General features: G+C 64.4%; 13 protein-coding genes. 5 read left to right on the top strand and 8 right to left on the bottom strand.

Annotated features, from left to right (window positions below; genetic code table 11):
* Together panC and panB are read right to left on the bottom strand one after the other, a co-directional pair.
* The coding region (panC, locus tag EN745_RS19360) for a pantoate--beta-alanine ligase (RefSeq protein WP_127422029.1) at positions 1-840 on the bottom strand (840 nt) is incomplete at its 3' end.
* On the bottom strand, positions 837-1679 hold the full coding sequence (gene panB, locus EN745_RS19355; RefSeq protein WP_126054367.1) for a 3-methyl-2-oxobutanoate hydroxymethyltransferase: 843 nt from the start codon (positions 1677-1679) through the stop codon (positions 837-839). The genes panB and panC, both read right to left, overlap by 4 nt.
* 221 nt (positions 1680-1900) lie before the next feature.
* On the opposite strand from panB, the gene EN745_RS19350 reads away from it, so the two are divergent.
* The 3 genes from EN745_RS19350 (at position 1901) to EN745_RS19340 (ending at position 3435) form a co-directional block, all read left to right on the top strand.
* Entirely contained in the window at positions 1901-2299 is a 399-nt protein-coding gene (locus EN745_RS19350) for an NADH:ubiquinone oxidoreductase subunit NDUFA12 (protein WP_126054368.1), read from the top strand.
* Between the two features lie 126 nt (positions 2300-2425).
* Complete coding sequence (locus EN745_RS19345) at positions 2426-2962, top strand: DUF2155 domain-containing protein (RefSeq protein ID WP_126054369.1); 537 nt, start codon at positions 2426-2428, stop codon at positions 2960-2962.
* Positions 2963-3048: 86 nt separating this feature from the next.
* Complete coding sequence (locus EN745_RS19340) at positions 3049-3435, top strand: hypothetical protein (RefSeq protein WP_126054370.1); 387 nt, start codon at positions 3049-3051, stop codon at positions 3433-3435.
* Positions 3436-3446: 11 nt separating this feature from the next.
* Here EN745_RS19340 and aat read toward each other — a convergent pair whose 3' ends face one another.
* From aat to EN745_RS19310, 6 genes are all read right to left on the bottom strand, one after another.
* Positions 3447-4064 carry a leucyl/phenylalanyl-tRNA--protein transferase gene (aat, locus tag EN745_RS19335; RefSeq protein ID WP_126054371.1) on the bottom strand — a complete coding sequence of 206 codons (618 nt, stop codon included), beginning with the start codon at positions 4062-4064 and terminating at the stop codon, positions 3447-3449.
* A 28-nt stretch (positions 4065-4092) separates the two neighbouring features.
* Positions 4093-5436: an acetyl-CoA carboxylase biotin carboxylase subunit gene (gene accC, locus EN745_RS19330; protein WP_126054372.1), complete on the bottom strand. Its 1344-nt coding sequence runs from the start codon at positions 5434-5436 to the stop codon at positions 4093-4095.
* Positions 5437-5444: 8 nt separating this feature from the next.
* Positions 5445-5909, bottom strand: coding sequence for an acetyl-CoA carboxylase biotin carboxyl carrier protein (gene accB, locus EN745_RS19325; RefSeq protein WP_126054373.1), 465 nt, complete (start codon positions 5907-5909; stop codon positions 5445-5447).
* Between the two features lie 26 nt (positions 5910-5935).
* Positions 5936-6370: a type II 3-dehydroquinate dehydratase gene (aroQ, locus tag EN745_RS19320; RefSeq protein WP_127407617.1), complete on the bottom strand. Its 435-nt coding sequence runs from the start codon at positions 6368-6370 to the stop codon at positions 5936-5938.
* A gap of 145 nt (positions 6371-6515) precedes the next feature.
* Positions 6516-7322: a DsbA family protein gene (locus EN745_RS19315; RefSeq protein WP_127422028.1), complete on the bottom strand. Its 807-nt coding sequence runs from the start codon at positions 7320-7322 to the stop codon at positions 6516-6518.
* 60 nt (positions 7323-7382) lie between these two features.
* The gene (locus tag EN745_RS19310; RefSeq protein WP_127422027.1) at positions 7383-8792 is read right to left on the bottom strand and encodes a M48 family metalloprotease; all 1410 of its coding nucleotides are present in this window, start codon (positions 8790-8792) and stop codon (positions 7383-7385) included.
* 134 nt (positions 8793-8926) lie between these two features.
* Here EN745_RS19310 and EN745_RS19305 point away from each other — a divergent pair, with 134 nt between their 5' ends.
* Together EN745_RS19305 and EN745_RS19300 are read left to right on the top strand one after the other, a co-directional pair.
* The gene (locus tag EN745_RS19305) at positions 8927-10075 is read left to right on the top strand and encodes an aminotransferase class I/II-fold pyridoxal phosphate-dependent enzyme (protein ID WP_127422026.1); all 1149 of its coding nucleotides are present in this window, start codon (positions 8927-8929) and stop codon (positions 10073-10075) included.
* A gap of 10 nt (positions 10076-10085) precedes the next feature.
* On the top strand, positions 10086-11015 hold the full coding sequence (locus EN745_RS19300; protein ID WP_127407262.1) for a glutaminase: 930 nt from the start codon (positions 10086-10088) through the stop codon (positions 11013-11015).
* The last annotated feature ends 238 nt before the right edge of the window (positions 11016-11253 follow it).

Here is an 11253-nt window from a genome sequence, read left to right as displayed (position 1 = left end):
AATCTCCACATTGTCGATCAGCCTGGTCGTGCCGAGCCAGACGGCCGCGAGCACGCGGCCGTCGCGGTCGCGCCGCCAGGGGGCGAGCGTCAGGCTTTCACGCGCCGCGACATAGTCCACCTTCCGGAAGCCTGCCTCGACAAGCGCTTGCCGAGCCGCGTGGGCCGCATCGGCTTCGTCGGCACCCGCGGCGAGCGCGGCCGCAGTCCGGCGCAAAACGACATTCAGCTTGCGAGCGACCGCAAGTTCCTTCTCGCCGAGATAGGCGTTGCGCGAGGACATGGCGAGGCCATCCGCATCGCGCACGGTGGGTGCGCCGACGATGGCGACGGGCAGGTCGAGGTCGCGGCAAAGCTGCCTGACGACGCAAAGCTGCTGATAGTCCTTCTCGCCGAAGATCGCATAGTCGGGAGCCGCCTGCAGGAAGAGCTTGGCCACGACGGTGGCGACACCGTCGAAGAAGCTAGGCCTGAAATCCGATTCCAGGCCGGAGGAGGGGCCGCCGACCGAAATCCTGGTGGCGAAGCCGGCCGGGTACATCTCCGCGACGCCTGGCGTGAAGACGAGATGCGCGCCGGCTTCGGCCAGCCGTTCGAGGTCGCGGGCAAGCTGGCGCGGATATTTGTCGAGATCCTCGGTCGGGGCGAACTGCGCCGGATTGACGAAGATCGAGACGACGCAGCGCTCGGCCTTTTCGAGCGCCATCCTGACCAGCGAGATATGGCCGTCATGCAGCGCGCCCATGGTCGGCACCATGGCGATGCCGAGGCCCTCGCGCCGCCAGTCGCGGATTTGCGCGCGAAGGGCGGGAACCGTTTCGGCGACGATCGGTCGACTCATACCTTGTCCTTATCGGGTGTGGCGGCAAAGACGTGGTCCGGGCCGGGAAACGCGCGGTCGCGCACCTCCGCCGCGTAGCGGGCGGCAGCGTCCGAGACGACATCGCGCAGGCTGGCATATTCCTTGACGAATTTCGGTACGCGGTCGACGGTCAGGCCGACCATGTCGTCGATGACCAGGATTTGGCCGTCGCAATCGCGGCTGGCGCCAATGCCGATGGTGGGGATGGCGATGGCGCGGGTAAGATCAGCCGCGACGCTCTCGACGGTGCCCTCGATGACCACGGAAAAGGCGCCGGCCTTTTCCACCGCTTCGGCGTCGCGGAACAGGGCGGCCACATTGTCTTCGGTCCGGCCCTTGATCTTGTAGCCGCCGTCCTTTTCCACCGATTGCGGCTGCAGGCCGATATGGCCCATGACCGGGATGCCGCCGGCCACGATCGCGGCGATCTGCCCGACCATGTCGACGCCGCCCTCGAGCTTGACCGCCTGGCAGCCCGTCTCCTCGACAATGCGCCGCGCCGAGGCGACGGCCTCAGCCACCGACGTCTCATAGCTGCCGGCAGGCATGTCGACGACCACGCAAGCCCTGTCGGAGCCGCGCATCACCGCCTGACCGTGCGCGATCATCATCTCCAGGGATGCGCCAAGCGTGGTCTTGTGGCCGTGCAGCACCATGGCGACACTGTCGCCGACCAGAAGCAGGTCGACGTGGGGATCGAGCAATCGGGCGACAGGATAGGTATAGGCGGTCAGGCAGACGATCGGCACGCCGCCCTTGCGGCGGCGAATGGCGTCGGCGCTGATCCGGCCACTGGCGGACAGGTCTTGAATCTTCACCTCCCTTGGCCGGGCACCAGGCCAGGCGCCCGTTGCCGGGCGAGCAGAGCTTTAGAAAGACAGGAACTGCTTGGCAAGCAGGGCTGCCGCTATCCGCGCGGCTGTATCGATTTAGCGCACGAACCATTTACATTGCGCCCCACGGCAAAACCCTTGCCTTCGCGATTGCGTGACGCCATAAGCAGGAGAAAGGCGCAGCCGCTGCCGCCGCGAGGACTTGGATGAAAGCTTTCCTTACGCAGTTTTTCACCTGGTGGAACAGCCAGACGCTGGGAACGCGGTTCCACACATGGCGCCACGGCAGGAAGGTCGGCCAGGACGAAGCCGGCAACGTCTATTACGAGGGCGGCATCGATTCAGAAGGCCGCACCCGTCGCTGGGTCATCTACCGGGACTATTCGGAAGCCTCGAAGATCCCGCCGGGCTGGCACGGCTGGATTCATCATCGCGTCGATGTGGCGCCGCCGAGCGACGACTATCGTCCGCGCGAATGGCAGAAGCCGCATTTGCCGAATCTCACCGGCAGCCCTGCGGCCTACCGTCCGCAGGGCTCGGTGCTGACCAACCAGCACCGCCCGCAAGTGACCGGCGACTACGACGCCTGGACGCCCGGCTCGTAATCGGCGGCCGAGGTGCTGATCGGTCCTTTGTCGCCACAATTGACGTTTAGCTGCTTGCTGATCTGAAAACGGCGACTAGCCTTGGGCGAGCAAGAATCACTCCGGGCGCAACCACCGGTATCCCGCATGAGCATCTTCAGCCGAATCTCGTTGGGCGCCGCGGCCGCGGCAACAGCCGCTGTCGCCGCCTGCACGGTGACGGTTGCCGCTGCGCAGACGCCGGCGGCGCCGGTGGCTGCCGAGCGCATCACCAATCCGGTCGCCGAGTTCGCCGGCATCGACAAAATCACCGGCCGGATCATCACCTTCGATGTCTATATCGACGAGACGGTGCAGTTCGGCGCTTTGCAGGTGACGCCGCGCATCTGCTATTCGCGGCCGGAGACGGAGGAGCCGAAGACCGATTCCTTCGTCGAGGTCGATGAGATCACGCTCGACCGCAAGATCCGCCGCATCTTCACCGGCTGGATGTTCGCCGAGAGCCCCGGCCTCAACGCCGTCGAGCACGCCGTCTATGACGTCTGGCTGAAGGGTTGCAAGCAGAAGTCGGACGTGCCGCCGCCCGAGGCCGCCAAGACCGGTGCGTCACAGGTCGATACGTCCAAGCCGAAGGCCGCCGCCGCTCCGGCTGCGACCGAGCCGGATAGCGGCGAGGCCAACTGATCCAACAGCAGAATCGGGGAACCGCTTCGTTCGCCACACGTTGGCAAAAGAGCGATTGCGCACTGTTGCGCATGGAGGATCTTGCGATGTCAGCAACCAAGCATATGACGGTCAGCAAGAAGGAATTGCTTGACCTCGAAAGGGGATTCTGGACCGGCGATGCGGCCTACTATGCGGCCAACGCCGATGCCGAATGCCTCGTGGCCTTTCCGGAGATGGCGCATGCGATCAGCAATGCCGATCTGGCTAAAACCGCCAGCAAGCCACGTCGCTGGCGCGATCTCGACATCGACCTAAAGGGCATGGTCGAACCCGGCAGCGACATTGTCATGCTGACCTACGAGGCGCACGCGACGCGCGAGAATGGCGAAATCTACAACGCGCTGGTCAGCACCGGCTACGTGCATCGAACCAATGGCTGGAAGATGATGTTCCATGCGCAAACGCCGATAGAGGCTTCAGCAAAAGGCTGATCGCTACGGCCTCATGGCGAGAAGATGGCTTCGCTCTTCAAGGCCTCGGCCAGCATCTTCTCGTACTGGCCGCGCGGCACGTCGACGGCGCCGAAGCGCTTGAGGTGCTCGGTGGTGAACTGGGTGTCGAGCAGCGCGAAACCGCGCGCCTTCAAGCGCTCGACCAGGTGATAAAGACAGGTCTTGGAGGCGTCCGTTTCCCTGGCGAACATACTTTCGCCGAAGAAGACGCGCCCCAGCGAGACGCCGTAAAGGCCCCCGACCAGCCGATCCTCGCGCCAGGCCTCGACCGAATGGCAATGGCCGAGGCGATAGAGTTCGACGTAAGCCTCGCGGATCGGCGCGTTGATCCAGGTCGAGCGGCGCTCCTCGCGTCTCTCGGCGCAGCCGTCGATTGTCGCCTCGAAATCGAAATCATAGCGGATGTCGAAGGGGTGTCTGCGGATCGTCTTCTTCAGGCTGCGCGGTGTATGAAACCTGTCCAGCGGGATGATGCCACGCGTCTCCGGCCGCACCCAGAACACTTCCGGATCGCTGGCGCTTTCGGCCATCGGGAAGACGCCCGAGGCATAGGCCTTCAGCAAGAGGTCGGTCGGGATGCGATAGCCGGGCGCATAGGGACGGGTCATCGCGGCATTATAACTGCAAGTTCAGCGGCTATTCCTCTTTAGCCAGATATTTTTCCAGCCAGTGGATGTCGTAGTCGCCATTGGCGATGTCGGGGTTGCCGACTAGGTCGCGGAACAGCGGCAGCGTCGTCTTGATGCCGTCGACGACGAATTCGTCCAGCGCTCGGCGCAGCCGCATCATACACTCGACGCGGTTGCGGCCGTGCACGATCAGCTTGCCGATCAGGCTGTCGTAATAGGGCGGGATCTTGTAGCCGGAATAGACGCCGGAATCGACGCGGATGCCCAGCCCGCCCGGCGTGTGGAAATGGGTGATCGTGCCCGGCGAGGGGGTGAAGGTGCGCGGGTCCTCGGCATTGATGCGGCATTCGATGGCGTGGCCGTTGAACTTGATGTCCTCCTGCCTGACCGAAAGGCCGCCGCCGGAGGCGACACGGATCTGCTCATGCACCAGGTCGATGCCGGTGATCGCTTCCGTCACCGGATGCTCGACCTGCAGGCGGGTGTTCATCTCGATGAAATAGAACTCGCCGTCCTCGTAGAGGAATTCGATGGTGCCGGCGCCGGAATAGCCGAGATCGGCGACGGCCTTGGCGCAGATGCCGCCGATGCGCGCGCGTTCCTCGGCATTGAGCGCGGGCGAATTCGCCTCTTCCCAGACCTTCTGGTGACGGCGCTGCAGCGAGCAGTCGCGCTCGCCGAAATGGACGCCGCGGCCGGCGCCGTCGCCGAACACCTGCAGTTCGATATGGCGCGGCTTCTCCAGGTATTTCTCGATATAGACGGCATCGTCGCCGAAGGCGGCGCCGGCTTCCGAGCGCGCCGTCTGCAGGGCGATCTCGAGGTCGGCCTCGCTGCGCGCCACCTTCATGCCGCGCCCGCCACCACCGGCCGAAGCCTTGATGATCACGGGGTAGCCGATCTCGGCGGCGACGCGCTTGGCTTCCTTCTCTTCGCTGATCGCGCCGTCGGAGCCCGGCACGACCGGGATGCCCAGGCGTTTTGCGGTGCGCTTGGCCTCGATCTTGTCGCCCATGACGCGGATATGGTCGCCGGACGGGCCGATGAAGGTGATGTTGTGAGCGGCCAGGATGTCGGCGAACTTGGCGTTCTCCGACAGGAAACCATAGCCCGGATGCACCGCGTCCGCGCCGGTGATCTCGCAGGCGGCGACGATCTGGTGGATGTTGAGATAGCTGTCGCGCGACGGCGGCGGGCCGATGCAGACGCTCTCGTCGGCAAGCCTGACATGCATGGCGTCGGCGTCGGCCGTCGAATGCACCACCACGGTCTGGATGCCGAGTTCCTTGCAGGCGCGGAGCACCCTGAGGGCGATTTCGCCGCGATTGGCGATGAGGATTTTCTGAAACATTCCCGGCTCTACTCGATGACGACGAGAGGCATGCCGTATTCGACCGGCTGGGCGTCCTCGAAGAGGATCGCCGTCACCGTGCCGGCGCGCGGCGAGGGGATCTGGTTCATAGTCTTCATCGCTTCGATGATCAGCAGCGTCTGGCCTTCCTTGACTTTCTGGCCAATCTCTATGAACGGCTTGGCGTCGGGCGACGGCGCCAAGTAGGCGGTGCCGACCATAGGCGAGGGCACGGCGTTCTTGGACTGGTCGGCCGTTGCAGGCGCTGAGGCCGCAGCCGCGGGCTGAGCTGGCGCCGCCGGCGCATAAGCGGGCGCGGGAGCGGCCACCGCGTGCACGGTCTGCGACTGACGCGACACGCGCACCTTCAGGTCACCGAGCTCGACCTCGATCTCGGTAAGATTGGTGTCGTTCAGTATGCCCGCCAGATCGCGGATCAGCTGCTGGTCAACACCGGTCTTCTTTATAGACATTTTCGAGCCTTCTGTTTGTTGGCCGGTCAAAGGCGTGCCGCCAGCGCCTGCAGCGCGAGCGTGTAGCCGAGCGGCCCGAACCCGCAGATCATGCCGACGGCGACCGGCGCGACCATGGAGACGTGGCGGAACGGTTCCCGCGCATGGATGTTGGAGAGATGGACTTCGGCGACGGGCAGCGGCGCGACAGCGCGGATGGCGTCGTGAATGGCAATCGAGGTGTGGCTGTAGGCGCCCGGATTGATGACGATTCCGACGGCTTTGTCGCCGGCTTCCTGGATCCAGTCGACGAGGTCGCCCTCATGGTTCGACTGGCGGAAGTCGATCTCCAGCCCAAGCTCGGCGCCCGCCTTCTTGCAGTCCTCGGCGATCGCGGCAAGCGTCTTGCCGCCATAGATGCCCGGCTCGCGCTTGCCGAGCGCGTTGAGATTGGGACCGTTCAGGACGAAAACCGTTTTCAAGAATGCTGACCTTTCCCGGCGCCGGCCGCAAGCCGGCGCCCTGGGCTTCTATAATGGGCATAGACGCCCGCGAAAAGAGCGCAAGTGCGTTCTTTCGCTGTCCACAGCGGGCGGAAAGTCGCCCGCCGCAAGGGCTTGGGGCCGATCAGAGCGCGGCCTTCGCCGCCTCGATCTTTTCGGCAAGGACATCCTTCCCGAGCGCGCCGAACACCACCTCGTTGCCGACCACATAGGAGGGCGTGCCGGTGATCGACAGCTTGGTGGCAAGATCATAGGTCCGGGACAGCGCTTCGTTGATGCTGGGGTCCTTCATCTTCTCGCGCAGCTTCGCCTCGTCGGCGCCGAGCGAGACCGCGATCTTGATGGCGATCGACTCGGTGGCGCGGCCCTGGCCGCCAAGCAAGGCGGTGTGGAACTCGCCGTATTTCTCCGGCATCATCAAATGGAAGGCCATGGAGACGACGCTGGCCTTTTGCGAATCCGGGCTGAGGATCGGGAATTCCTTGAGGACGAAGCGCAGGTCGGGGTTAGCCTTGGTCAGCGCCTGCATGTCCTCGATGGCGCGTTTGCAGAAGCCGCAATTGTAATCGTAGAATTCGACGATGGTGACCTTGCCGTTCGGATTGCCGACGATGCCGTCAAAGGCGGAGTTGAAGATCTCGTCCTTGGCGTTCTTGATGACGCCGAGGGCGGCAATGCGCTGCTCTTCCTTCTGCTTGGCCTCCAGCGCTTCTTGCACCTCGAGCAGCACTTCCGGGTTCTTGAGGAGGTAGTCGCGGATGATGCCCTCGACCTCGGCCCGGTCGATCCTCCTGTCCGAGGGCGCGGCGGCCTGGACGACCTGCGTCGTGTCGGCCTTGGCCGCCTGAGGGCTGCCGGCGACGAAGCCGACCGCCAGCATGGCAAGGGCGGCCACCACGCCCGTCGTGCCAAGCAAGATTGCCTTGTTCATGATCCTCGATCCCTTTTGCCTGTTCCAGTCCGCTTCCGTTGCCCGGAGCGGCCGGAAGGTTCACTTGGTTTTGCCCGAAGGCCCGTAGTTTATGATATCCTGGGCGCGAAGCCAGCCAGGCTCGCCGCGCTTCATCTTCTGTTGCGCGCGCATGGCGAAAATCTTCGCGTTCCGGTAGTCGCCGGAATAGAAATGGCCTTCGGCCGTGGCAAGGTCCGCCGCCGGTATGTTGCCGAGTTCGCCATAGGCCTGCGCCAGATAGCGGTAGCCGACGGCGTTCTCCCTGTCGCGCCCAAGACCGTTGTTGATCTGCACCGCGGCCTTTTTCAGGGCATCCGGCGTGCCGATCGCCATCAGAGCCTGGCCGAGCGAGACCGGCAGCAGCCCGGACCTCGCGGGATCGAGGCTGACCGCCTTGGCATATGCGTCAGCGGCATCCTTGGGCTTGTTCGCCTTCATCAGGATGTCGCCGCGCAGTTCCTGGAAATAGGGGTTCTTCGGCTGTTCCTTGATCAGTGCGGACGTCTTGACGAGCGCGGCATTGAGGTTGCCGTAAAGATAGGCGAGCTGCGCCTCGCCGTAGCGCGAGGCGAGGCTGCCCGGATTCTTGCGCATCAGCCGCGAGGCGGCCGCCTGTCCCTGCATGTAGGCGGCGATCTTTATGCGCATCATGTCATGCCGCTGCTGCAGAGCCGGCGGGTCGAGCTTGTCGACGTAGGGGCTTTGCTTGACCAGCGCCTCGAGGTTGGCGATGCGCTCCTGCGGCATCGGGTGGCTTATCCGGTAAGGGTCGACCTGGGTGCCGGACAGCGACAGCGCGTTCTGGAAGCGGGAAAAGGTCTTCAGCATGCCCATGCCGGACTGGCCGGTGGCGTTGAGGTAGCTGATCGCCGAGCGATCGGCAGTCGTCTCCTCGGTGCGCTGATAGGCCAGGATGCTGCGCTGCGCCATCTCGCCGCCGCCCGCCGCGACGCCCATGCCGGCGCCGGCCAGCCCACGGCTGTTGGTGGTGGCGCCGGCCACCATGGCGCCAGCGCCGAGCAGCGTGGCAATGATGGCCATCGTCTTGGCGCGCTCGAGCTGGTCGCGCAGCTTCTGCTGGTGGCCGCCGGCGATATGGCCGGCCTCGTGAGCCATGACGCCGATGATCTCGTTGGGCGTTTCCGCCGTCATCAGCGCGCCGGTGTTGATGAACATGCGGCGTCCGGTAACGAAGGCATTGAAGCTCGGATCGTTGACCAGCACGATATCGATGCCGTCATTGGCCAGCCCAGCCGCCTTGAAGATCGGCCGCGCGTAGTCGCGTACCAGTGCCTCGATCTCGGCGTCGCGCACGATGGGGACGTTTTGCGCAAATGCGCTGACCGAGCCGGAGACCGCGACGGCGGCCGCAAGCAAAAGCGTGGCGAAGCCGCGCGCGGTCCTTGCAACGGTCGATCTGGCAGTGGTCGATCTGGGTCGGCTCAACATGACAGGTCCACTGGTAGACGAGCGGGCGGAGGATGAAAAGTCGGCACCGAAAACTTCCTGCGCTTGTGATCCCCACATCAATCGGGCATTTGTGCGGCGCGGCCAGGGCGGATCCTGGCGTGTTGGATTTGAAAATGGTTGTTTCGCTTTCGCGCCGCGGCGAGGTCGAGCCGTTCCACGCCATGGATATTCTGGCCGAGGCCAACCGGTTGAAGGCGACCGGGGCGCCGGTGGTTTCGATGGCGGTCGGGCAGCCGTCCGACCCGGCGCCGGCAGGCGTGCGGCAGGCCGCTGCGAATGCCCTGAAGGTCGGGCGCATCGGCTACACCGACGCGCTGGGTCTGGCCGATCTGCGCCAGGCTATCGCAAGGCACTATGGCGACCATTACGGGATACATGTCCCGGCGGCGCGAATCGCCGTCACCACCGGATCGTCCGCCGCCTTCAACCTGGCTTTCCTCGCGATGTTCGATCCAGGCGACCGTGTCGCGATCGCCGCGCCAGGCTATCCAGCCTATCGCAACATCATGGCCGCACTCGGTATCGAGATCGTCGAGATCGAACTCGGCGGCGATGCATATCTTCATGCCGAGCATCTGAGGACCGCGCACCGCGAAGGGCCGCTGAAGGGGGTGCTGTTCGCCAGTCCGGCCAATCCGACCGGTGCGGTGATTCCGGCCGACGAGCTCGCCGCGCTGGTTTCGACGGCCGAAGAACTCGGCATCGCCGTTATTTCCGACGAGATCTACCACCGGCTCGCCTATGCCGCGCCGGACACGACGGCGCTCGCCTACGGCTCGGCCGTAACGGTGATCAATTCGTTCTCGAAATACTATTGCATGACCGGCTGGCGCATTGGTTGGATGGTGCTGCCGGAACCACTGGTGCGTCCGGTCGAGCGCATCGCCCAGAGCCTCTATATATCACCGCCGGAACTGTCGCAGATCGCCGCGATCGAAGCGTTCAAGGCGACAGAGGAGCTGGAGGCGGTGAAGGCGCGCTACGCTTGGAACCGCGAGCTGCTGATGAAGCGGCTGCCGGAGCTCGGCTTCGCGCTCGCGGCACCCATGGACGGCGCCTTCTACGCCTTCTGCGATGTCACAAGGCATACCAATGACAGCATGGCCTTCGCGCGTCGCATGCTTGCCGAGGCGCACGTGGCGGCAACGCCCGGCCGCGACTTCGATCCGCTTCAAGGCCATCGCACCATGCGCTTTTCCTATGCCGGCAGCCACGACGACATGGTCGAGGCGATGGCGCGCATCGAGCGCTGGCTGAAATAGCGGGGAGACCATGCCGGAACTCGAACAGGCGCTTGCCGAAGTCGCCGCCGAAATGGCCGAGCGCACGGATCGCGGCGACGTCGCCACCTATATCCCGCAGCTCGGCAAGGTCGACCCGAAGAAGTTCGGCATCGCGGCGGTCACCAATGACGGCCGCGTGCTGCTTGCCGGCGACGCCGAGGAAGCCTTCTCCATCCAGAGCATTTCCAAGGTGTTCACGCTGACGCTGGCGCTCGGCAATGTCGGCGATGCGCTGTGGCAGCGCGTCGGACGCGAGCCGTCGGGCAATCCGTTCAACTCGATCGTCCAGCTCGAGCATGAGAACGGCATTCCGCGCAACCCGTTCATCAATGCCGGCGCCATCGTCGTTTCGGACATATTGCTCGCCGGCCACCAGCCGCGCGAAGCGATCGGCGAGATCCTGCGCTTCATCCAGTTCCTGGCCGACGATGACACCATCATCATCGACCGCGAGGTGGCGGCCTCCGAACGTGCCACCGGCTACCGCAATTTCGCTTTAGCTAACTACATGAAATCCTTTGGCAATCTCCACCATGCGCCGGAACTGGCGCTGGGTGTCTATTTCCACCATTGCGCCGTTGCCATGAGCTGCCGGCAATTGGCAATGGCCGGCCGCTTCCTTGCCAATGGCGGCAAGAACCCGGCGACCGGGCATTCGGTGGTGTCGGCCGAGCGGGCGCGCCGCATCGGTGCGATGATGCTGACCTGCGGCCACTATGACGGATCCGGCGATTTCGCCTTCCGCGTCGGCATCCCCGGCAAAAGCGGCGTCGGCGGTGGCATATTGGGGATCGTGCCGGGGACGGCTTCGCTCGCGGTCTGGTCGCCTGGCCTCAATGCCAACGGCAATTCCAAGCTGGGCTCGATCGCGCTGGAGAGGCTGGCGAAGATGATGAACTGGTCGATCTTCGCGCCTTAGGGCTGCCGACATTCAGGTTGTGCCGGCCTGACTTCAAGGCTTGGACCACGGCGGCATAACCACAAAAAAATCCCGCGCCGTTTTTGACGACGCGGGATTTCTTTTGGTCAAGAAACTACTCCAAACCTTTGAAAGGCTTAAAAGAAGCCTTTCCGCTGCCACCAGCCGGCGCGCTTCGGCTTGTCCTCGGTTTTTGTCTCATCGGCAACGCTCGACGAGACCACTGGCACGGCCGGAG

This window comes from Mesorhizobium sp. M4A.F.Ca.ET.022.05.2.1 (assembly GCF_003998845.1).
Lineage (GTDB): Bacteria > Pseudomonadota > Alphaproteobacteria > Rhizobiales > Rhizobiaceae > Mesorhizobium.
The sequence above is the reverse complement of the archived record's forward strand: the minus strand, read 5'-3'. Positions and strand labels throughout refer to the sequence as shown.

Excerpts from the sequence above, each read along its gene's own strand:
- EN745_RS19350 (WP_126054368.1), top strand. The coding sequence starts at position 1,901 with ATGAAAGCTTTCCTTACGCAGTTTTTCACCTGGTGGAACAGCCAGACG.
- EN745_RS19345 (WP_126054369.1), top strand. The coding sequence starts at position 2,426 with ATGAGCATCTTCAGCCGAATCTCGTTGGGCGCCGCGGCCGCGGCAACA.
- EN745_RS19340 (WP_126054370.1), top strand. The coding sequence starts at position 3,049 with ATGTCAGCAACCAAGCATATGACGGTCAGCAAGAAGGAATTGCTTGAC.
- aat (WP_126054371.1), bottom strand. The coding sequence starts at position 4,064 with ATGACCCGTCCCTATGCGCCCGGCTATCGCATCCCGACCGACCTCTTG.
- accC (WP_126054372.1), bottom strand. The coding sequence starts at position 5,436 with ATGTTTCAGAAAATCCTCATCGCCAATCGCGGCGAAATCGCCCTCAGG.
- accB (WP_126054373.1), bottom strand. The coding sequence starts at position 5,909 with ATGTCTATAAAGAAGACCGGTGTTGACCAGCAGCTGATCCGCGATCTG.
- EN745_RS19315 (WP_127422028.1), bottom strand. The coding sequence starts at position 7,322 with ATGAACAAGGCAATCTTGCTTGGCACGACGGGCGTGGTGGCCGCCCTT.
- EN745_RS19310 (WP_127422027.1), bottom strand. The coding sequence starts at position 8,792 with ATGTTGAGCCGACCCAGATCGACCACTGCCAGATCGACCGTTGCAAGG.
- EN745_RS19305 (WP_127422026.1), top strand. The coding sequence starts at position 8,927 with ATGGTTGTTTCGCTTTCGCGCCGCGGCGAGGTCGAGCCGTTCCACGCC.
- EN745_RS19300 (WP_127407262.1), top strand. The coding sequence starts at position 10,086 with ATGCCGGAACTCGAACAGGCGCTTGCCGAAGTCGCCGCCGAAATGGCC.